The sequence below is a fragment of the Pseudarthrobacter defluvii genome (assembly GCF_030323865.1).
Taxonomy (GTDB): Bacteria; Actinomycetota; Actinomycetes; order Actinomycetales; family Micrococcaceae; genus Arthrobacter; species Arthrobacter sedimenti.
Window position 1 is genome coordinate 2,406,567 of sequence record NZ_CP066362.1, and the last position, 20,933, is coordinate 2,427,499.

A 20,933-nucleotide genomic window follows, 5' to 3' on the forward strand; every position below is an offset into this window, starting at 1 on the left:
CCCGGCCCCTCTTCCACGCCCAGTTCCTTCACCTTCAGCCCGTTCTGTCCTGCCACGCCTGTCATGCCGCAACCGCCGCAGCCTGCCGCAGGCCCAGCGCCTGTCCGATGTCGTTTGTGTCCGGCGCGTCCCGGTGCCCCAGGTCCGCCAGCGTCCATGCAAGCCGGAGGACCCTGTCATACCCCCGGGCGGTCAGCACTCCCCGCTCGAGGGACTGGTCCAGGATCCGGGTGGCACCTGCTGGAAGCCGCAGTTCGCCGCGAAGGACCCGCCCCGGCACCTGCGAATTCGTTTCGAGGCCGAAGCCGTGCAGGCGTTCGGCCTGCCTGGCCCGGGCGTCCAGCACCCGTCGTGCTATCGATGAGGTGTCCTCTTCCGTGCCGGCCTGTCCAAACTCGGCCAGGGACACCCGCTCCACCTGCAGCTGGATATCTACCCGGTCCAGCAGTGGCCCGGACATCCTGGCCAGGTACCGGCGGCGCATCATGGGCGTACAGGTGCAGTCCAGGCCCTTGCCCGATGCCTTGCCGCAGGGGCAGGGATTGGCGGCGAGCACCAGCTGGAACCGTGCCGGATAGGCTGCCGTCCCGGCAGAGCGGTGGATCACCAGCTCGCCGCTCTCCAGCGGCTGCCGCAGGGCATCCAGGACGCGCCGTTCGTATTCAGGCGCCTCGTCAAGGAAGAGCACGCCGCGGTGGGCCCTGGAAGCAGCGCCGGGCCGGGGCAGGCCCGAGCCGCCGCCGATGATGGCTGCAGCGGTGGCTGAATGATGGGGGTTCTCGAAGGGCGGCCGGCGCAGGAGCTGCACCGAAGAGGCCGGCAGGCCGCACAGCGAGTGGATGGCCGTGACCTCCATGGACTCATGGTCGCCAAGGTCCGGCAGCAGTCCGGGCAGCCGCTCCGCCAGCATTGTCTTGCCCGCGCCCGGCGGCCCAGTGAGAAGCAGATGGTGCGCCCCTGCGGCTGCGCCTTCCAATGCCCTGCGGGCATCGCCCTGGCCGGAGACATCTGCCATGTCCGGACACGGCCAAGGCTGTGGAGCCCCGTCCGCGTCATCGTCGGCGTCGTCCGGTTCGAAATCCAGGGCAAGCTCCTGGGGATCAGCCCCAAAGTCGAGGGCCAGCCGGGCAAGTGTGCGGTAGCCGCGCACCTTGGCGCCCGGGACAAGGGAAGCCTCGGCAAAATTTGCTTGTGCCACCACGATCTCCGGGTAGCCGGCCCGGACCGACGCCATGACTGCGGGCAGGATGCCCCGGACGGGGCGCAGCCTTCCATCGAGTCCAAGCTCGGCGACAAAGACAGTGCGTCCAGTGGGCTTGATGTCATTCGCCGCCCGAAGCACGGCCATGGTCACGGCGAGGTCGAACCCGGAACCACGCTTGGGCAGCGAGGCCGGAATGAGGTTGGCGGTGATCTTCCTGCGGCTGAGCGGGATGCCGGAGTTCTTTGCCGCTGAACGGATACGCTCCTTGGCCTCATTCAGCGAAGCATCCGGCAGGCCCAGGATGACAAATGCCGGCAGGGTCTGGCCGATGTCCGCCTCGACCTCGACCATGTAGCCATTCAGTCCCACCAGGGCGATGGAGTAGGTGCGGCCGAGCGCCATCACCCCACCCCCTTGAGGTGCTCCACCACGGGTTCGCCGCCGCCGTCGTCCACTACGGCGATAACGTCCACCCGGCGCAGCGGCATCCGCAGTTCCCGGTCCCGGCACCACGCGCCGCCCAGGCGGTGCAGCCGTGCCAGCTTTTCCGGGCCCACCGCCTCAAAGGGGTGGCCGTAGTCCAGGGAGCGGCGGGTCTTTACCTCGGCGATGACCAGGGCGTCGCCGTCAAGGGCAACGATATCGATCTCACCCTCGGCGCACCGCCAGTTACGCTCAACCACGAGCATGCCCAAAGCTTCCAGGAAGCCGGCGGCGAGGTCTTCGCCGCGCCTGCCCAACAGGTCTTTTGATTTCATGTCTACCTCCGCAACCAGCCTGGCGGCGGAGGTATACGGAGGACAGAAGGGCCTTGCCGTATGTGGACAGGGCCTGGTGTGGAGGGGAAGTGTGCCGCCTCCGCTGGGTCCTAGTTGCCCAGGTCCACGTCCTTGGGCAGGGCCAGCTCCTCATTGCGGGGCAGTTCCTCGACGTTGACGTCCTTGAAGGTCAGGACCCTGACGCTTTTGACGAACCGGGCCGAGCGGTAGACATCCCATACCCAGGCATCCTGGAGGGTTAGGTCGAAGTAGACCTCGCCGTCGGCGCTGCGGGCCTGGAGGTCCACGTGGTTGGCAAGGTAGAAGCGGCGCTCGGTCTCGACAACGTAGCTGAACAGGCCGACGACGTCGCGGTATTCACGGTAGAGCTGAAGCTCCATGTCGGTTTCATAGTTCTCAAGATCTTCAGCACTCATGCTTCCATCTTGCACCATGTCCGGCACCCCTGGCGCCGGGCGCAGGAGTCAGTCTTCGTACGGCTCTTCCCCGTCAGGGACGTCCGCAGCCTGCAACTCCCCGCCGAGCAGCCGCCAGCTGACGCGGTGGTAGGGGGTGGGGCCGGCAGCGCGGAGCACGTTCCGATGGGCAGCGGTGGCGTAGCCCTTGTTGATGTCCCAGCCGTAATCGGGATACTCAACGTGCAGTTCCCGCATCATCCGGTCCCGCTCCACCTTGGCGATGACACTGGCGGCGGCCACGCTGAGGCACTGCATGTCCGCCTTGACCTTGGTGTGGACCGGGGCCTCGCACCCCGCCTCCAGCACGGGCTGGTCGAACAGGGACAACTGCTCCGCCGGGGAAAGCCAGTTGTGGCTTCCATCCAGCAAAACCGCGTCCGGGATGATTCCGGCACCCACAATGGTTGCCCACGCCCGGGTTCCGGCCAGCCGCAGGGCGGCAATGATCCCCAGCGAATCGATCTCATTCGCGCTGGCATGCCCCACCGCCGAGGCGACGCTCCACCGGCGCACCAGGGGATCCAGCCGTTCCCGCTCGGCCGGACTGAGCAGTTTGCTGTCCCGGACACCTGCCAGAGGCTTCTGGCGTTCCAGGTCAACGACGGCGATTCCCACACTGACAGGGCCGGCGAGGGCCCCGCGGCCCACCTCATCCACTCCGGCCAGGAACCGCACCCCCTGCGCCTTGAAGGTCCGCTCATGCCGCAGGGTGGGGGCCTTGCCGCCACGTGCCGCCGGCTTCGAGCCTGCGCGCGCCTTCGACGCCGGAGCAGCCTGTACTGCCGGAGCGGCCGGCAGCGCCGAAGAAGCCTGTATTGCCGGGGACATGGTCAGCGTGCCGCCGGGACGCTCTTGAACACGTCCGGGTAGTTGTCCAAGGTTTTGATCCTGTTCAGCGGCCAGGCGATCACTGCAGCCTTGCCTTCCAGGTCCTTGAGGTCGATAAAGCCGCCGTCGGTTTCCATATGGGCGCGTGAATCAGCGGAGTGGTTCCGGTTGTCACCCATGACCCACACCTTGCCTTCCGGGACGGTGACGTCAAAGTTGCGGACCTGGGGCACTTCGGCGGGGTTGATGTAGGTCTCGTCGATGGAGGTTCCGTTAATGGTCAGTTTACCGCCGGCGTCACAGCAGACCACGTGGTCGCCGGGCAGCCCGATGACACGCTTGACCAGGTGCTGGTCGGTGTTGTCCGGCAGGAGGCCAACGAACGTCAGGCCGTCCTGGACCCAGGTGAACGGGCCCTGTGCCTTGGGCGGGGCCGGGGGCAGCCAGCCCTTCGTGTCGCGGAACACCACAACGTCCCCGCGGCTCAGGGCAAACGGTTCCGGGACCAGCAGGTTGACGAAAATCCGGTCATCCACGTCCAGGGTGTTCACCATGGATTCGGAGGGGATGAAGAATGCCCGGAAGAGGAAGGTCTTGATCAGGAAGGACAACACCACCGCGATGACCACCACAGTGGCGATTTCCTTCAGCCACCCGAGGAAGGGGTTGCCGGTGGACTTGCCGGCAGCCTTCGACTCCGCGCGGTTCCGCCGGTGGACCGGTGCGGTTTCCTCCGGGCCCTCCCCCGAAGCCGACGTGGAGGGGGCCTGGACGGCCGGCGTTTCTGAAGCGCCGTCGTGGCGCGGTTCAGGTTTCCGCGCGTGGTTCTCGGGCATTTACCGTCCGTTCTGTGTTGTTGGCCCCGTTGCGGGCGGCCGTGCTACAGGAGCAAATCTATCAAGCGGCCAAAGGATCTGGACCGGGCGGCCGATCACCCGGTCCATTGGCACCAGCCCGCCGCCCGGGGCGCCGAGCAGGCTGCGGGAGTCAGCGGAGACGGAGCGGTGGTCCCCCATTAGCCACAGCCTTCCTTCCGGAACCACGGTGCTGAATTTTTGCGTGCTGGGCACATCCCCCGGGAAGACGTAGGGCTCGTCAAGGGGCACGCCGTTGACGTTGACCTTCCCGGCGGCGTCGCAGCAGACCACGGTATCGCCTGGAACGCCGATGGCCCGTTTAACGTACGTGGTGTCGCTGCCGGCGATGCCGAGCCATTGCAGGGCGGAGGCGGCGGCATCCACCAGGGGGCCCTTGCCGCTGTTCAGGGGAGCGAAGCTGCCCCTGCCGTCAAAGACCACCACGTCCCCGCGCCGGATGGGTTCGGCCTGGAAGTCCGTGCGCGATACCAGGATGCGGTCCCCGCCTTCCAGGAGCGGCTCCATGGACTCCGACGGGATGAAGTAGACGTCCAGCCACAGTGACCGGACCAGCCCGCTGATGGCAACGGCAAGGAGGAGCGCCGCCACAACGACAAAACGCCAGCCCTTTTTGCGGGGCTGGCGTTTTGTCTGGTGCATGGTCCGTATCCTGGCGCTGGTGCATTGCTCCGGCGCTTGCCGGCTACGGCCGCGCTCCGGCCTGGCAATAAGTCCGGGCAGGACTTACTTGGCGGAGCTGAAGTCGCGCTTTTCCTTGATCTTGGCGGCCTTACCGCGCAGTGCACGCATGTAGTACAGCTTGGCGCGGCGGACGTCACCCTTGGTGACAACCTCGATCTTTTCGATGATCGGGGAGTGCACCGGGAAGGTACGCTCCACGCCGACACCGAAGGAAACCTTGCGGACGGTGAAGGTCTCGCGCACGCCATCGCCCTGGCGGCCCAGGACGAAGCCCTGGAAAACCTGGACACGCGTGTTCTTGCCTTCGATGATGTTCACGTGCACCTTGAGGGTGTCGCCCGCGCGGAACTCGGGAACATCGTTGCGCAGCGAGGCTGCATCGACGGAGTCGAGAATATGCATGATTGCACTCCTGGTGAACGCCACAGGTCATTCACTTTGGGTCACGGCAGGCAAGTCGGCCCGCTTAAAAGCGGGACGGGCATCACCGCCGAAGTAAAGTGGTCCGGCCGCTTCAAGGGTTGATGGGGCCGGTTGTCAGGCTGTTGGCCGCGCTACCCCCTGTGGCAGGTGCGGACCCAGCAGACACAAGGGTTAATTTTGCCACAGCAGCAGGGTTACGCCAATTCCGCCGGAGTTAGTCCTGCTGTACGGCGTCCGGTTCCGGGCGGCGGACCAGGCGGCCGTCCACGACGTCGTAACCCAGGTTGTGCAATTCGGTGCGGTCGGCACGCGGGAGGCTGCCGGCGTCGAACTCCCGCAGGAGGTCCGGGCGGCGGTCCGCCGTCCGGCGGTACTGTTCGTGGCGGCGCCACTGGGCGATCCTGCCGTGGTTGCCGCTGAGGAGCACCGGCGGCACTTCGCGGTCCCGCCACACGGAAGGCTTGGTGTAGACCGGATACTCCAGGAGCCCGTCGGAGTGGGATTCCTCCACCAGGGACTCGGGGTTGCCGACAACGCCGGGAAGCAGGCGGCCGATGGCCTCCACCATGGCAAGGACGGCCACTTCCCCGCCGTTGAGCACGTAGTCGCCCAGGCTGATGGGCCGGACGGTGAAGTGTTCCTGCGCCCATTCGATGACGCGTTCATCGATGCCTTCGTAACGCCCGCAGGCAAATGCCAGGTGCTGCTCCTCCGCCAGCTCATAGGCGAGGGCCTGCGTGAACCGTTCGCCGGCCGGGGACGGAACGATGAGCACGGGCTTGCGCTGGGCGTCCGGGCGCCCTTCCGCCACGGCGGTGAGGGCCTGCGCCCAGGGTTCGGGCTTCATGACCATTCCGGCACCGCCGCCGTACGGCGTGTCGTCCACGGAACGGTGCTTGTCGGTGGTGAAGCTGCGCAGGTCGTGGACGTGCAGGTCCAGGATTCCATCCTGGCGGGCCTTGCCAATCAGCGACAGTTCCAGCGGGGCAAGGTATTCAGGAAAAATGCTGACGACGTCGATGCGCATCTAGACCCTGTCTTCCGTTTCGGGGGCTGCGGCTTCGTCGGAGTTCAGTTCAAAGAGTCCGTCCGGAGGGGTGAGGAGGATGTAGCCTTCCCCGACGTTGACCTCGGGCACGATTTGCTCCACGAACGGGATGAGGATTTCTTCACCGCCGGGGGTGGTCACCATGAGCAGGTCCTGGACGGGCATGGTGTTCAGCGCCGTCACCTTGCCCACCACCTGTGAGCCGACCCGTGCCTCAAGGCCGACGAGTTCATGCTCGTACCAGCCCTCGTCGTCGTCCTCGTCAAGCTCCTCGGTTTCGATGAACAGCTTGGCGCCGCGGAGGGTCTCTGCCCGGTTGCGGTCGGCCACTTCCTCGAAGCCGAGCAGGAGGATGTCCTTGTTCCAGCGTGCGCTGCTCACGGTGAGGGGACCGGACGCTGCAGGCTCAACGACGAACGTTGTGCCGGGGACAAACCGGTCCTCCGGGGCGTCCGTCAGCACCTGGACCGTGACTTCCCCGCGAATGCCGTGCGGCTTGCCGATCCGCGCCACCTGAAGCTGCATCTGTTCCTCTGTTCCGGGTTGTGGTGTTTCTGCTGAAAGAACTGTGTTGTTGAAAGCAAACCGGCCCCTCCACCTGATGGTGGAGGGGCCGGAGCAAGAACTGAATGTTGCCGAGCGCTCAGCGGCGGCGGTCGGTGTCGACGACGTCGACGCGGACCGGTTCGCCGCCGGCCAGTGCTGCCACCACGGTGCGCAATGCGCGGGCCGTGCGGCCCTGGCGGCCGATCACCCGTCCAAGGTCGTCCTGGTGAACGCGCACCTCGAGGGTGTCCCCGCGGCGGTTGCTCTTGGAACTGACCTTGACGTCATCCGGGGAATCGACGATTCCGCGGACCAGGTGCTCCAGCGCTTCTGCCAGCAATCTACTCAGCCTCGGTGGTCTCAGCTTCGGCGTCGGCCGGGGCCTCGGCAGCGTCAGACTTGGATGCCTTCTTGGTGATGGCTTCCGGGATGATGACCGAGCCCTTCTCCGGCGCAACGAAGGCTTCCTTCTCGACCTTGGTCTTGAGGGTGCCTTCCTGGCCCGGCAGGCCCTTGAACTTCTGCCAGTCACCGGTGATCTTCAGGATCGCGGCAACCTGCTCGGACGGCTGGGCGCCGACGGACAGCCAGTACTGGGCACGCTCGGAGTTGACCTCGATGTATGAGGGCTCTTCGGTGGGGTGGTACTTGCCGATCTCCTCGATGGCGCGGCCATCACGCTTGGTGCGTGAGTCCGCGACGACGATGCGGTAGTACGGGGCGCGCATCTTGCCGAAGCGCTTAAGGCGAATCTTTACGGCCACTTTTGTGGTCACTCCTGTTTCAGAAAAAGGGGTGAACCCGGCTTTCTGCACCCGTGGGGCGGGCCGTACTTGCGGGTTCGAAGGACAGGATCCGGACGCGGAGAGAGGGGCCACGCAGATCGAGTACCTGTTTATTGTGCCAGATGAACGGCGTTATTTCGACTTGGCAGCTCAGGCGGACCAGACGTACAGGCCTGTCCGCTCCGAATCGTCGATGCCGGCGGCAAGCTGTGCCAGTTGCTGCACATAGGTCCGGGCCTGGCCGGCGTCGAACGGCATGTCCTCCTGGCCGGCCCACTGTTCGGCCACGTCGTCGAGGACGTTGCCTTCGCCTTCGGTTTCGTACGTGAGCAGGTCCGCAAGGGCGCGGACCATGGCCGCCGGAACGGCGAGGAGCGAATCGCTGGAGACATCCACCATGGTCAGCTCGTAGTCGGCCCCGCCTGCGTGGACGGCCGTGCCCGCCAGGTCACCCAGCTGCTCGACCTCGAAGTCGCTGATTCCCTGGATCCGCACTGCCTGGCCGGCAGGGCCGGGGGCCGCTGCGGAGCCGCTTCCTTCATCGAGGATGCCGGCGCGTTTCAGCGCGGCGTCATGGGTGGCGACAAAGATCTCGGTGAAGCCCATGGCGGTTGCCCTTCTTCCGTTGGCGGAACAGCGCGCCGGGCGCTGGTGCAGCCCGGCCGTACGGGTTCAGCCTAGTAGTTGCCCGGCTGCCGGTGCACGCCGGAGCCCTTTTCTGCCGCCCTTGTGCGCAAACGGCCGCCAAGGCCGCCGCTCAGCGGACGGCGACCCGGATCCTGTTGCGCCACGGGTCCTCGAAGCGGAGCTCGGCACCGGTGTGGTGCGAGGCCACTCCGGAAACCTTGAGCCGGTCGGCCAGCGCCCCGACGTCATCACCTGACGGAACCTCGATCAGCACTTCCCCGAGCCCCAGCGTGTCCTTGCGGGGCCCGGCACCGCGGCTGTTCCAGACGTTCATTGCCATGTGGTGGTGGTAGCGGCCGGCGGATACGAACAACGCCTGCCCGTGCCAGCCCGCCGTCTTTTCGAAGCCGAGGGTGCCTACGTAGAAGTCCCGGGCAGTCTGGACGTCGCCCACCTGCAGGTGCACGTGCCCAACGCCCGCGGACGTCTGCCGTTGGCCTTCCAAAGACTGCTCTGTGAGGTACTGCTCCAGGTACCGCTGCGGCGGCAGGGCAAGGCTGTCCATGACCACGTCCGTCCCGTTCCAGGACCAGTTGCTGCGCGGGCGGTCCCAGTACAGCTCGATGCCGTTGCCCTCGGGATCGGTGAAGTAGAAGGCCTCGCTCACCAGATGGTCGGCGCTGCCGGTGAAGGACCGCGGCTCATACTGGGCGGCCGTGGCGACGGTGGCGGCCAGGGAAGCCTGGTCCTCGAACAGCAGCGCCGTGTGGAACAGGCCCGCCTCTCCCCTGCCGGGAAGGTGCAGCCCGGGCGCCGGCGCCAGGTGGACCAAGGGAGTGCCGAGGCGGCCAAGGTAGAGCCCGCCGTCCTGTTCGGCCACCACCTCGAGTCCCAATGCGCGCTGGTAGTAGTCGGTCATGAGCTTCATGTCGCCCACCTTGAGCATCACAGTGCCCATGGCGAGGTCGGCAGGAAGCAGATCCCGGCTGGTGGCTGCTGAGGTCATTGAAGGCTCCTTGTGTTGGAGGCCGTCCCGTTGGCGGCCTGTCACATATTAAAATTACTTGAAGCTTCAATTTATTCCAAGTTCCCGGGCCCTTCCGGTCAGCGGACGACGCGGCCTCCCAGCACCACGTGTTCCAGGCCCTTGATAGTTTCCGGTACGGCCCGCGGGTCTTCCCGGCACACCACGACATCGGCCCGCGCCCCTTCGGCCAGGCCGTCTGACCCCAGCCACGCGCGGGCTGCCCAGCAACCTGCATCCAGTGCTGCTGCCATTGGCAGGCCGGCGCTGTGCAGGGCCAGGATCTCGTCCGCGATCCTGCCGTGCCGGATCACGCTGCCGGCGTCGGTGCCGGCGAAGATGCGCACGCCAGCTGCGTAGGCTTCCGCCACGCGTTCCAGCCGGCGTTCCCACAGGGCACGCATGTGGGCGGCGTACCGGGGGAACTTTGCATCCGCCTGTGCGGCGATGTCCGGGAAGGTGGCGATGTTGACCAGCGTGGGCACGATCGGCACGCCCTGTTCGGCAAACCGGGGCAGGTGCCGCGGCAGGAGCCCGGTGGCGTGCTCGATGCAGTCGATGTCCGCGTCCAGCATCTGGTCCAGTGTGTCCTCGGCGAAACAGTGCGCTGTCACGCGCGCACCTTCGTCATGCGCTGCCTGGACGGCATCCCGTACGACGGCGGCGGGAAAGGAAGGCGCCAGGTCGCCGGCGCTTCGGTCAATCCAGTCTCCTACGAGCTTGACCCAGCCGTCGCCGTCGCGCGCCTGCTTGCGGACGGCCTCCACGAGGCCCTCCGGCTCCACCTCCTCAGCGAAGCCGCGCAAATAGCGGCGCGTCCGCGCCACGTGGCGCCCGGCACGGATCAGTATGGGGAAGTCCCGGCCGCCCTGCATCCAGCGGGTATCGGCCGGCGAGCCGGCGTCGCGGACCAGCAGGGTTCCGGCGTTGAGGTCGGCCAGCGCCTGCTCCTCAGCAGTGGCGGCGTCAACGGGGCCGGCCGGGCCCAGCCCGATGTGGCAGTGCGCGTCAACGAACCCCGGCAGTACCCAGCCATGAAGGACCCTGCCCGGCTCCGTCTCAGGCCGGGTGAAGGTGAGGCTCCCGTCCACGGACCAAAGCCCGTTCCGGACGCTGTCCGGTCCGGTAAGGACCGGACCGCGGAATTCAATGACTTCTGGCATAAGGACTTCCTTTCGCTGCCCGGACAGGCTACACCCGGGAATGTGACAAGGCAGTTCCAGCGGCCTGTGGTAGCTTCGTTCCTGACCACACGGGTGCCCCTGCAGGGGCTGAGATCGGGCTGACGCGGCCTGCGACCGTTGAACCTGTCCGGGTAATGCCGGCGAAGGAAGTGAGTATTCCCTTGAGTACGCAAAATACCCAGTTGAACCCTGCCCAAATCCAGGCCGAAGCAGCGGCGGACGGTCAGTCAGCCCTCCAGGTGACCCAATCCCTGAAGTCGCATTCGTTGGCCTTCATTGAAGATGCCGGCGCCGGAATCCGGGTGCCGGTCACGGAGATTTCCCTTGAGCCGTCCCCCAACGGCCGGCCCAACAAACCGTTCCGGACCTACCGGACGGCGGGACCGGGCAGCGACCCCGTCCGCGGCCTTCAGCCCTTCCGCTCCGAGTGGATCGCGGCACGCGCGGACACCGAGCCGTACACCGGCAGGCAGCGCAACCTGCTCGACGACGGCCGCTCGGCTGTCCGCCGCGGTGCCGCCTCCGCGGAGTGGCAGGGTGGGCAGCCGGTGCCCCGCCGCGCCGTCGACGGCCACACCGTGACGCAGATGCACTACGCCCGGCAGGGAATCATCACCCAGGAGATGCGCTTCGTGGCGCTGCGCGAAAACTGCGATGTGGAACTGGTGCGGAGTGAGCTCGCGGCGGGCCGCGCGATTATCCCCAGCAACATCAACCACCCGGAGTCCGAGCCGATGATCATCGGCAAGGCGTTCCTGGTGAAGATCAACGCCAACATCGGCAACTCGGCAGTCACCAGCTCGATCGCTGAGGAGGTGGACAAGCTGCAGTGGGCCACGCAGTGGGGCGCCGACACTGTGATGGATCTGTCCACCGGCGATGACATCCACACCACGAGGGAATGGATCATCCGCAACTCCCCTGTCCCCATCGGCACCGTGCCCATCTACCAGGCGCTGGAAAAGGTCAACGGCGAGGCCAACGCCCTGACGTGGGAAATCTTCCGGGACACCGTGATCGAACAGTGCGAACAGGGTGTGGACTACATGACCATCCACGCCGGCGTGCTGCTGCGCTACGTTCCCCTGACAGCCAACCGGGTGACGGGCATCGTCTCGCGCGGCGGCTCCATCATGGCCGGCTGGTGCCTGGCCCACCACCGGGAGAACTTCCTGTACACGCACTTCGACGAGCTATGCGAAATCTTCGCCAAATACGACGTCGCCTTCTCGCTGGGCGACGGCCTCCGCCCCGGTTCGACGGCTGACGCCAACGACGCCGCCCAGTTCGCGGAGCTGGACACGCTCGCCGAGCTGACGCAGCGGGCGTGGGAGTACGACGTGCAGGTGATGGTGGAAGGACCTGGCCACGTTCCCTTCCACCTGGTCCGCGAGAACGTGGAGCGGCAGCAGGAGCTGTGCAAGGGCGCTCCGTTCTACACACTGGGGCCGCTGGTGACCGACGTTGCCCCCGGCTATGACCACATCACCTCCGCCATCGGTGCCACCGAGATTGCCCGGTACGGGACCGCAATGCTCTGCTACGTCACCCCGAAGGAACACCTGGGCCTGCCCAACAAGGACGACGTGAAGACCGGCGTGATCACCTACAAGATCGCCGCTCACGCGGCAGACCTCGCCAAGGGCCATCCGGGGGCGCACGAACGGGACGACGCACTGTCCAAGGCCCGCTTCGAGTTCCGCTGGCGCGACCAGTTCGCGCTGTCCCTGGATCCCGTCACTGCCGAGGCCTTCCACGACGAGACCCTGCCGGCGGAGCCTGCCAAGACGGCACATTTCTGTTCCATGTGCGGGCCGAAGTTCTGTTCCATGCGGATCAGCCAGGACATCCGGGACGAATTCGGCTCAGCGGAGGCCCAGGCGGCGCTCGCCGGTGTGGCGTCGGGGATGCGGGAGAAGAGCGAGGAGTTCCTGGCTGCGGGCGGCAAGGTGTACCTGCCGGAGCCTCGGGTTCCCGCGGAAAGCTAGGACGCCCGGGCCGGCTGGCTTCGGCTGACCCCGGCGATGAACTGCCGGATGGCCCGGTCGCCGTCCGGCGAGTCCTGGGGCCGGTGCCCTCCCGCGGCAACGTGGTGCAGGGCACCGGTCTCACGCAGGTAGCCGGCGATTTCCTCGTACAGCGGTTCCCATCCCCCGGTCAACACCAGCGTGGGTACGCCGGGAACGATGTGGAGCGGTGCTTCCCACGACGGTGCCTGAAGCCGGAGCCTGCGGGCAGACCGCTTCTCCTCCGTCGTGGCGGGCTGCTGGAGGTCCGTGGCGTAGACCCGCCGCACGAATTCGCGCTGGAAGTCTTCGTCGCTGAGCTGGTGGCGCACGTCGAAGAGGGGCTGCATCAGGCTGATGTGGGCGGCTGTGGCCGGCAGTTCCGCGGTCAGCGAGAGGCACGCCGGTTCCACCAGGGTCAAGGAAAAGACCAGGTCCGGGCGTTCGACAGCGGCGATCATGGCGGCGATGGCCCCTTGGGAGTGGGCCACCACGTGACCGCCGGCGGCGCCGCGCCCATCGTCGGCCAGCGACCGCAGGATGATGGCGGCATCTTCCGCAAAGGAGGACTCCAAGGGCTCCGCGACGGCGTCATAGCCATGCCGGCGGAGGAACAGGGCGTCGTAGGCCAATGCCATGCCGTGCTGGCGGGGCCATGCAGCGGCGCCAAAGGCTCCGGCGCCGTGCACGAACACTACCCTCTGCTTGAACATGTCCCAACCCTATTCCACGGTGCCGACATCCCAACGAAGAAGCGCCAGGTGTCGCCTTGAACGGTCAAGACGGCCCCTGGCGCTTCCTGATTGCGTGAAACTGCTACTTTCCCAGGAACTTGTCGAAGCCCTTGGGGAGGTTCAGCTGGGAGGGATCGAACTCGCCACTTTGCTGGCCGAAGGCGGCCCCGGTGGGCAGTGCCTTGGCAGCATTGGCGCGGCGGGCTTCGGCTTCCTTGCGCTCCTGCGCCGCCTTGGCCGGGTTGCCGGACTTTGCCTTCTTCTTGGGCGCATTCTTGGCGTTCTTCCGCGCACCGCCGCCGGCTCCTGGCATGCCGGGCATCCCGGGCATTCCCGGCATGCCGCCCTGGGCCATCTTCTTCATCATCTTCTGGGCCTGTGCAAAGCGCTCCAGCAGGCCGTTGACCTCGGACACGTGGACGCCCGAACCACGGGCGATGCGGGCGCGGCGCGAGCCGTTGATGATCTTCGGGGCAAGCCGCTCGTGCGGGGTCATGGACCGGACAATCGCCTCGACACGGTCGATCTCCCGCTCGTCGAACTGCTCCAGCTGCTGCCGGATGTTCTGCGCGCCCGGCATCATCATGAGCATCTTCTTCATGGAGCCCATGTTGCGGATCTGCTGCATCTGGGCCAGGAAGTCCTCAAGGGTGAAGTCTTCCTGGTCGGCGAACTTCTTCGCCATCCGGGCGGCTTCATCCTTGTCCCAGGCCTTTTCAGCCTGTTCGATGAGCGTGAGGATGTCGCCCATGTCCAGGATGCGCGAGGCCATCCGGTCCGGGTGGAAGAGCTCGAAGTCGTCCAGGCCTTCGCCGGTGGAGGCGAACATGACCGGCTTGCCGGTGACCGACGCGACTGACAGCGCGGCACCACCGCGGGCATCGCCGTCGAGCTTGGACAACACAATGCCGGTGAAGTTCACGCCTTCGTCGAAGGCGAGGGCCGTGTTCACGGCGTCCTGGCCGATCATGGAGTCGATCACGAACAGGACTTCGTTGGGCACGATGGCGCGGCGGATCTGGCGGGCCTGCTCCATCATGCCGGCGTCCACGCCAAGGCGGCCTGCGGTGTCGACGATCACCACATCGTGCAGCTTCTGGCGTGCTTCCTCGACGCCGGCACGTGCCACGGCGACCGGGTCACCGGCAGGCTGGTCCAGCTCCGTGGAGGTGGCGCCCGGGTGCGGTGCGAACACCGGGACATTGGCGCGCTGGCCCACCACCTGGAGCTGGGTAACGGCGTTGGGGCGCTGGAGGTCGCAGGCCACCAGCATGGGGCTGTGGCCCTGGGCCTTCAGCCACTTGGACAGCTTGCCCGCGAGGGTGGTCTTGCCGGCACCCTGAAGGCCGGCAAGCATGATGATGGTGGGGCCGTTCTTGGCCAGCCTGATGCGCCGGGTCTCGCCGCCGAGGATCTCCTGGAGTTCCTCGTTGACGATCTTGACGATCTGCTGGCTGGGGTTCAGCGCGGCAGAGACCTCCGCACCCAGGGCCCGTTCGCGGACCCGTCCCGTGAATTCACGGACCACCGGTACGGCGACGTCCGCGTCCAGGAGGGCACGGCGGATCTCGCGGACGGTGGCATCAACATCGGCCTCCGTGAGGCGGCCCTTGCCGCGGAGATTCTTGAAGGTTGCTGTCAACCGGTCAGAGAGTGAATTGAACACGCGCCGTGAACTTCTTTCAGGAGATGATCGGGACTCGACTATCTAGGGTATCAAGTCAGGCACCTAAGGTGGCATGCTGGCGAAATGACGAGCCAAACAACTGTCAAGACCCTGCTCATCCTCGGCGCCTCGGGCGACCTCACCGGCCGCCTCCTCCTGCCGGGCCTGGCGCGGCTGGTTGCGGCCGGCCGGGCCGCGGGCCTCAGCCTGGTGGGGGCCGGTTCAGACCCATGGACGCCCGAACAGTGGCGGGAGCGGGTCCAGTCATCGTTCGCGGCGGCAGCCGGGGCAGCGGATGAGCCGGGCAAGGAAGCCCTGGAGTTGCTGCAGAAGGAGACGGTGTACCACCAGGTGGATGTCACGGCCAAGGGCGCCCTGGCAGGACTGCTTGGCGGCCTTGAAGGCCCGGTGGCCGTGTACTTCGCTCTTCCGCCCCGGATCAGCCAGCTGGCGTGCGAAACGCTTCAGCCCGGGGAGGTTCCGGCCGGTACCCGGCTGGTGATGGAGAAGCCTTTCGGCTCCAGCGAGGAGTCCGCACGCTCCCTCAACCAGACGTTGGCGCGGCTTGTCCCGGAGGACCACATCCACCGGGTGGACCACTTCCTGGGCAAGGCCACGGTCCTCAACATCCTGGGCCTGCGGTTCGCGAACAACTTCCTGGAGCCGGTGTGGAACCGGCAGCACGTGGAAAAGGTGGAGATCTTCTTCGACGAGGACCTGGCCCTGGAGGGGCGTGCCCGCTACTACGACGGCGCCGGCGCCCTGCGGGACATGATCCAAAGCCACCTCCTGCAGGTCATGGCGGTGATGGCCATCGAGCCCCCGGCCACCATCGGCGAGCGCGACCTCCGCGACGCGGTCTCCGCCGTCCTTCGCGCCAGCAGCGTCAAGGACCCCGTCACTGACTCCCGCCGTGCCCGCTACACGGCTGGTTCAGTAGCGGGAAAGCAGGTCCCCGACTACGCCGCGGAGGAAGGCGTGGATGCCGGCCGGGAGACGGAGACACTTGCCGAGATCCAGGTGGGCATCGACAACTGGCGCTGGCGCGGCGTTCCGTTCATCCTGCGCTCGGGCAAGGCCCTGGGCGACAAGCGCAGGGAGGCCGTGGTCACCTTCCTTCCTGTGCCCCACCTCCCCCAGGGCTTCACCGGGGTGGACTCCCCCAACCAGCTGCGGATCGGTTTTGGCCCGGACACGCTGGAGTTCGACGTCGACGTCAACGGTCCCGGAAACATCTTCAGCCTGGGCCGGGTCACCCTGGAAGCGGAACTGAGTGCCTCCGACCTGCTGCCCTACGGCGAGGTGCTCGAAGGCGTGCTGTCCGGCGACCCGCTGCTGTCCGTCCGGAGCGATACTGCAGAGGATTGCTGGCGGATTGTTGAACCGGTGCTCTTGGCATGGACGCACGGGGAGGTCCCGCTGGAAGAGTACGACGCCGGCTCGGCCGGCCCGGCATCATGGCCAACCAACCGGCATCAGGACTGAGCCGTCCACCGTAACGTGGGCGCGGCACCTTAAACGTCAGCAGGACGGGCGGGACCTTCCGGTTCCTGCCCGTCCTGCTTTCGTTTTCGGTTGCCGCCCCAGTGCCGGTGGTGGTCCGCCCTAGATGGCGGCCACCCCGCGTTCCCCTGTGCGGACCCGCACTGCCTCGTGGACGTCCATGGTCCAGACCTTGCCGTCCCCGGCCCTGCCGGTGTTGGAGCTGGCAATGATCACGTCCAGGATGTCATCGGCCTGTTCGTCCGTGGCCAGCACTTCCACCCGGATCTTGGGCAGGAGGTCTACGTTGTATTCCGCCCCGCGGTACACCTCGGTGTAGCCGCGCTGCCGGCCGTAGCCGCTGGCCGCGCTGACGGTGAGGCCCTGGACGCCGTAGGCTTCCAGCCCTTCCCTGATGGCTTCGAGCTTTTCCGGCCTGACGATTGCAGTGATCAGTTTCATGCCCCCACGCTTTCCTTGCCTGTTGCTGACTGTGCCTTCTGCGCTTCCGATGCCTGCACGGCTTCAGGGGATACGCCCTTGCCGGTGATCAGGTCGTGCAGCGGCTGGAAGCTTCCGCCGTGGCCGCTGAGGCCGAACTCGTAGGCGGTCTCGGCGTGCAGGCTGAGGTCCACACCCACCGTTTCCTGTTCCTGCGAGACGCGGAAGCCCATGGTCTTGTGGATGGCCAGGGCGATGATGGTGGTCAGGATCGCGGAGTAGGCGATGGCGATGCCGGCTGCCGCGAGCTGCGCCCAGAGCTGGGTGAGTCCGCCGCCGTAGAAAAGGCCGCCGCCAACACCGTCGGTGGGCAGTGCGATGAAGCCCAGGGCCACGGTGCCGATGATGCCGGAGACCAGGTGCACGCCGACGACGTCCAGCGAGTCATCGAAGCCCCAGCGGAACTTCAGGCCAACGGCCAGGGCGGAGGCCACGCCGGCGACCACGCCGAGGCCCAGGGCACCCACGGGGCTGACGTTGGCGCAGGCGGGGGTGATGGCAACCAGGCCCGCAACGACACCGGACGCGGCGCCGAGCGAGGTGGGGTGACCGTCGCGAATCCGCTCGGTGACAAGCCAGCCGAGCATGGCAGCTGCCGGGGCTGCGAGGGTGTTGACCCAGATCAGGCCGCCCTGTTCGGCAGTGGTGGCTGCACCGCCGTTGAAGCCGAACCAGCCGAACCAGAGGATGGCCGCCCCGAGCATGACGAACGGGATGTTGTGCGGGCGGTGGTTCGGGTCCTTGCCGAAGCCCTTGCGGTTGCCGATGATCAAGACCAGGATGAGCGCGGCCACGCCTGCGTTGATGTGGACCACAGTGCCGCCGGCGAAGTCGATGGCGGGGCCGAGGGCCTTGCCGATGGCGCCTTCGGGGCCGAAGAGGCCGCCGCCCCACACCATGTAGGCAAGCGGGCAGTACACCAGGGTGACCCACACCGGGACGAACACGGACCAGGCGCCGAACTTGGCACGGTCTGCAATGGCGCCGCTGATCAGCGCCACCGTGATGATGGCGAACGTGGCGGCGTAGCCCACCTTGATCAGGCCGTCGGGGGTGTTGATTCCCTCGAGGCCGAAGGTGGCGAACGGGTTGCCGACGATCTCCATGAACCCTTCCCCGGAGCTCATGGAGGCGCCCCACAGAACCCAGACAACGCCCACCATGCCGATGGAGATGAAGCTCATCATCATCATGTTCAGGGCTGCCTTGGCGCGGGTCATGCCGCCGTAGAAGAATGCCAGACCGGGTGTCATGAACAGCACAAGGGCTGCCGCCACCATGACCCAAACGTGACCTGCGGTAAGTTCCATGGTGCACGTCCTCTCTCATCGAATCTTGCGGAAGTACTCCGCCTTCCAACGCCTTTTGCGTCCTGTAAAGAGTTTGTGGGTGGCGTGTTTCGCCCGCAGAGGATTTAGATTGCCGGTCTGTTACAACAATCTCTAGGAAGTAAATGGTGCATATCCGCCTTGTTACGGTTATGTTTCCGCATTCGCGCAGCCACCCGGCTCCCCTTCCAGCAAGGACTCCCCCAGCATGACGGCACCACCCCGCGCCAGCGGCGCCACTTCAAGGTTCTTGGCACGGCTGCGGCCGCAGCGGGAGAAGCTCCCCCGCGACATCAAGGTGATGCTGGCCGCGGCCTTCCTCATCGCGCTTGGATTCGGGCTTGTTGCGCCCGTATTGCCGCAGTTCGCCACAACCTTCGGGGTGGGCAACACCGAGGCTGCCGTCATTGTGGCGATCTTCGCGTTCATGCGCCTGGCTTTTGCTCCTGCCGGCGGCGCCCTGATCGGCAAGCGGGGAGAACGCCCTATCTACGTCGCGGGGCTGTTGATCGTGGCACTGTCCACGGCCGCGTGCGCCTTCGCCCAGGACTACTGGCAGCTGCTGCTGTTCCGCGGCCTTGGCGGGGCAGGCTCGGTGATGTTCACCGTGGCGTCCATGGCCCTGGTGGTCCGGCTGGCGCCGCCTCAAAGCAGGGGCAGGGTTTCCGGAGCCTACGCGTCGGCATTCCTGATCGGGAATGTGTGCGGGCCGATCGTGGGCGGGCTCCTGGCCGGCCTGGGCCTGCGGGTGCCGTTCCTCGCCTACGCCGCGGCCCTGCTGGTTGCCGCGTTCGTCGTTCAGACCCAACTCAGCCACCAGCGCAGGGACAGCGGAGATGCCCAAAAGCGGGCCCCGGACATGCGCTTTGGCGAAGCACTTGGCACGGGCACCTACCGTTCGGCGCTCACCTCCAGCTTCGCCAACGGGTGGGCCACCTTTGGCGTGCGGATGGCAACGGTGCCGCTGTTCGCCGCGGCCGCCTTCGGGGCAGGCCCGCAGGCGGCCGGCCTGGCCCTGGCCGTGTTCGCTGCCGGCAACGCCGCCGCGCTTACGTTCTCGGGCCGCCTGGCCGACTCAGTGGGACGCAAGCCCATGATGATTGCGGGCCTGCTGGTGGCGGCCCTGGCCACCGCGGCGATCGGCATCACCACCGACCTGCCCTGGTTCCTTGCGGCGTCGACGCTCGCCGGCGTCGGCTCCGGCCTCTTCGGCCCCGCCCAGCAGGCTGCAGTGGCAGATGTGATCGGCAACGGCCGTTCCGGCGGCAAGGTGCTGGCCGTCTACCAGATGATGTCCGACGTCGGCGCGATCGTTGGGCCCGTAGTGGCAGGCTTGCTGGCGGACCGGTTGGGCTTCGGCTGGGCCTTCGGGGTGACCGGCGGCATCATGCTCCTGGCCGCCGTCACTTGGCTTCCGACCCGGGAGACGCTTCGTACGGCCGGGTCGTAGTTTGCGGTGCAGGCCGGGAACCAGGCCAACTCAGCGGTTAGCCAGTTCAGCAGTTAGCTAGTTCAGCAGGGCGTCTACGAAGCCTTCGGTGTCGAACGGGGCCAGGTCGTCGGCGCCTTCGCCCAGTCCGATGAGCTTGACGGGCACGCCAAGTGTCTTCTGGATGGCGACGACGATGCCGCCCTTGGCGGTTCCGTCCAGCTTGGTCAGGACGATGCCGGTGATGTTGACCACCTCGGAGAAAACCCGGGCCTGGTTCAGGCCGTTCTGGCCGGTGGTGGCGTCAAGGACCAGCAGGACCTCGTCCACTTCTGCCAGCTTCTCCACCACGCGCTTGACCTTGCCCAGTTCGTCCATCAGGCCCACCTTGTTCTGCAGGCGTCCGGCGGTGTCGATCATCACAACGTCGACTTCCTGCTCGATGCCTGCCTTCACGGCCTCGTAGGCAACCGAGGCGGGGTCGGCGCCGTCGATGTCAGACTTGACGGTGGGGACTCCCACGCGCTGGCCCCACGTGGCCAGTTGCTCGGCGGCGGCGGCGCGGAACGTGTCCGCGGCGCCGAGCAGGACGTCCTTGTCCTCGGCAACCAGCACGCGGGCCAGCTTGCCCACGGTGGTGGTCTTGCCTACGCCGTTCACGCCCACCACCATCATTACGGCGGGCTTCTCGGCATGTCGCTGGACGTTGAGGCTGCGGTCCATGGTGGGATCGACGAGCTTGATGAGTTCTTCACGCAGCATGGTCTTGACATGTTCCGGGGTACGGGTACCCAGGACCTTGACCCGCTCCCGCAGGGCGTCCACGAGCTGCATGGTGGGTTCTGTTCCCAGGTCAGCCAGCAGGAGGGTTTCCTCCACCTCGTCCCAGACACTCTCGTCGATCCGGTCGCTGGACAGCAGCGCCAGCAGGCCCTTGCCCATGATGTTGTTGGAGCGGACCAGCCGTTCGCGCAGGCGCGTGAGGCGCCCTGCGACCGGGAGCGGTGTTTCGACGGGAATGGTTTCCAGTCCGGCCGCATTGTCCGGAACCGTTGTGGTGTCCAGGCCCTCGAGGTCGACGCCCTCGGGGGCCTTGCGTTCAATGGTTCCGTCACGGTCCGCCACCGCCGTGCTGCCGCCGGAGCGGATCTCGGGGTCGTTCGCGTCGCGGGTTCCGGGGTACCGGGTGATGTTCCTTCGCGTCTTGAGCAGGACCGGAATCAGAGCGCCGATGACCACCAGCGCAGCAAGAATGGACAGGACAATGGGAAGGATGTCATTCACTCCCCTAGCTTCTCATAAACGGCATGCCCCACTGCGGC

The 20,933-nt window shown here is 66.6% G+C and carries 22 protein-coding genes and 1 riboswitch; of the genes, 3 read left to right on the forward strand and 19 right to left on the reverse strand.

Annotated elements, in window-relative coordinates; translation table 11 throughout:
* Positions 1 to 61: 61 nt before the first annotated feature.
* From JCQ34_RS11140 to JCQ34_RS11205, 14 genes are all read right to left on the reverse strand, one after another.
* Positions 62 to 1,606 carry a YifB family Mg chelatase-like AAA ATPase gene (locus JCQ34_RS11140; RefSeq protein WP_286397592.1) on the reverse strand — a complete coding sequence of 515 codons (1,545 nt, stop codon included), beginning with the start codon at positions 1,604 to 1,606 and terminating at the stop codon, positions 62 to 64.
* Positions 1,606 to 1,962 carry a YraN family protein gene (locus tag JCQ34_RS11145; RefSeq protein ID WP_286397594.1) on the reverse strand — a complete coding sequence of 119 codons (357 nt, stop codon included), beginning with the start codon at positions 1,960 to 1,962 and terminating at the stop codon, positions 1,606 to 1,608. Before JCQ34_RS11145 ends, JCQ34_RS11140 begins: the two co-directional genes overlap by 1 nt.
* Before the next feature lie 110 nt (positions 1,963 to 2,072).
* Positions 2,073 to 2,399: a DUF2469 domain-containing protein gene (locus tag JCQ34_RS11150; RefSeq protein WP_056335405.1), complete on the reverse strand. Its 327-nt coding sequence runs from the start codon at positions 2,397 to 2,399 to the stop codon at positions 2,073 to 2,075.
* Between the two features lie 48 nt (positions 2,400 to 2,447).
* Complete coding sequence (locus JCQ34_RS11155; protein WP_286397595.1) at positions 2,448 to 3,269, reverse strand: ribonuclease HII; 822 nt, start codon at positions 3,267 to 3,269, stop codon at positions 2,448 to 2,450.
* 2 nt (positions 3,270 to 3,271) lie between these two features.
* Positions 3,272 to 4,105, reverse strand: a complete 834-nt coding sequence (gene lepB / locus JCQ34_RS11160; protein WP_286397596.1) for a signal peptidase I — start codon at positions 4,103 to 4,105, stop codon at positions 3,272 to 3,274.
* The gene (gene lepB / locus JCQ34_RS11165) at positions 4,106 to 4,786 is read right to left on the reverse strand and encodes a signal peptidase I (RefSeq protein WP_286397597.1); all 681 of its coding nucleotides are present in this window, start codon (positions 4,784 to 4,786) and stop codon (positions 4,106 to 4,108) included.
* Between the two features lie 84 nt (positions 4,787 to 4,870).
* Positions 4,871 to 5,230, reverse strand: coding sequence for a 50S ribosomal protein L19 (gene rplS, locus JCQ34_RS11170; protein WP_018768283.1), 360 nt, complete (start codon positions 5,228 to 5,230; stop codon positions 4,871 to 4,873).
* A 235-nt stretch (positions 5,231 to 5,465) separates the two neighbouring features.
* The gene (trmD, locus tag JCQ34_RS11175; RefSeq protein ID WP_286397600.1) at positions 5,466 to 6,278 is read right to left on the reverse strand and encodes a tRNA (guanosine(37)-N1)-methyltransferase TrmD; all 813 of its coding nucleotides are present in this window, start codon (positions 6,276 to 6,278) and stop codon (positions 5,466 to 5,468) included.
* Positions 6,279 to 6,824, reverse strand: a complete 546-nt coding sequence (gene rimM / locus JCQ34_RS11180; RefSeq protein WP_286397602.1) for a ribosome maturation factor RimM — start codon at positions 6,822 to 6,824, stop codon at positions 6,279 to 6,281. It abuts the gene before it with no gap.
* A gap of 118 nt (positions 6,825 to 6,942) precedes the next feature.
* Positions 6,943 to 7,185, reverse strand: coding sequence for an RNA-binding protein (locus JCQ34_RS11185; protein WP_013601399.1), 243 nt, complete (start codon positions 7,183 to 7,185; stop codon positions 6,943 to 6,945).
* Position 7,186: 1 nt separating this feature from the next.
* On the reverse strand, positions 7,187 to 7,609 hold the full coding sequence (rpsP, locus tag JCQ34_RS11190; RefSeq protein WP_056335390.1) for a 30S ribosomal protein S16: 423 nt from the start codon (positions 7,607 to 7,609) through the stop codon (positions 7,187 to 7,189).
* A gap of 171 nt (positions 7,610 to 7,780) precedes the next feature.
* Positions 7,781 to 8,236, reverse strand: a complete 456-nt coding sequence (locus JCQ34_RS11195; RefSeq protein ID WP_286397605.1) for a hypothetical protein — start codon at positions 8,234 to 8,236, stop codon at positions 7,781 to 7,783.
* 151 nt (positions 8,237 to 8,387) lie between these two features.
* Positions 8,388 to 9,263, reverse strand: coding sequence for a VOC family protein (locus JCQ34_RS11200; RefSeq protein ID WP_286397606.1), 876 nt, complete (start codon positions 9,261 to 9,263; stop codon positions 8,388 to 8,390).
* A gap of 98 nt (positions 9,264 to 9,361) precedes the next feature.
* The gene (locus JCQ34_RS11205) at positions 9,362 to 10,444 is read right to left on the reverse strand and encodes an amidohydrolase family protein (protein ID WP_286397608.1); all 1,083 of its coding nucleotides are present in this window, start codon (positions 10,442 to 10,444) and stop codon (positions 9,362 to 9,364) included.
* Between the two features lie 79 nt (positions 10,445 to 10,523).
* Positions 10,524 to 10,631: riboswitch (TPP riboswitch) on the forward strand.
* Here JCQ34_RS11205 and thiC point away from each other — a divergent pair.
* The gene (thiC, locus tag JCQ34_RS11210) at positions 10,627 to 12,453 is read left to right on the forward strand and encodes a phosphomethylpyrimidine synthase ThiC (RefSeq protein ID WP_286397610.1); all 1,827 of its coding nucleotides are present in this window, start codon (positions 10,627 to 10,629) and stop codon (positions 12,451 to 12,453) included. (Overlaps the previous riboswitch by 5 nt.)
* Here thiC and JCQ34_RS11215 read toward each other — a convergent pair.
* Complete coding sequence (locus JCQ34_RS11215) at positions 12,450 to 13,184, reverse strand: alpha/beta hydrolase (protein ID WP_286397612.1); 735 nt, start codon at positions 13,182 to 13,184, stop codon at positions 12,450 to 12,452. The two genes, thiC and JCQ34_RS11215, sit on opposite strands and share 4 nt — an antisense overlap.
* A 103-nt stretch (positions 13,185 to 13,287) precedes the next feature.
* The gene (ffh, locus tag JCQ34_RS11220; protein ID WP_286397613.1) at positions 13,288 to 14,871 is read right to left on the reverse strand and encodes a signal recognition particle protein; all 1,584 of its coding nucleotides are present in this window, start codon (positions 14,869 to 14,871) and stop codon (positions 13,288 to 13,290) included.
* Positions 14,872 to 14,955: 84 nt separating this feature from the next.
* On the opposite strand from ffh, the gene JCQ34_RS11225 reads away from it, so the two are divergent.
* On the forward strand, positions 14,956 to 16,356 hold the full coding sequence (locus JCQ34_RS11225; RefSeq protein ID WP_286397614.1) for a glucose-6-phosphate dehydrogenase: 1,401 nt from the start codon (positions 14,956 to 14,958) through the stop codon (positions 16,354 to 16,356).
* Between the two features lie 120 nt (positions 16,357 to 16,476).
* On the opposite strand, the gene JCQ34_RS11230 is transcribed toward JCQ34_RS11225, so the two are convergent.
* Both JCQ34_RS11230 and JCQ34_RS11235 read right to left on the reverse strand, forming a co-directional pair.
* Positions 16,477 to 16,815, reverse strand: coding sequence for a P-II family nitrogen regulator (locus JCQ34_RS11230; RefSeq protein ID WP_159631736.1), 339 nt, complete (start codon positions 16,813 to 16,815; stop codon positions 16,477 to 16,479).
* Entirely contained in the window at positions 16,812 to 18,164 is a 1,353-nt protein-coding gene (locus JCQ34_RS11235) for an ammonium transporter (RefSeq protein WP_286397615.1), read from the reverse strand. Before JCQ34_RS11235 ends, JCQ34_RS11230 begins: the two co-directional genes overlap by 4 nt.
* Before the next feature lie 226 nt (positions 18,165 to 18,390).
* On the opposite strand from JCQ34_RS11235, the gene JCQ34_RS11240 reads away from it, so the two are divergent.
* Positions 18,391 to 19,632, forward strand: coding sequence for an MFS transporter (locus JCQ34_RS11240; protein ID WP_286397617.1), 1,242 nt, complete (start codon positions 18,391 to 18,393; stop codon positions 19,630 to 19,632).
* A 57-nt stretch (positions 19,633 to 19,689) separates the two neighbouring features.
* Here the strand turns inward: JCQ34_RS11240 and ftsY are convergent, their stop codons facing one another.
* Positions 19,690 to 20,895 (reverse strand): signal recognition particle-docking protein FtsY, encoded by a 1,206-nt coding sequence (gene ftsY / locus JCQ34_RS11245; protein WP_286397618.1) that lies wholly within the window; start codon positions 20,893 to 20,895, stop codon positions 19,690 to 19,692.
* Positions 20,896 to 20,933 lie beyond the last annotated feature (38 nt).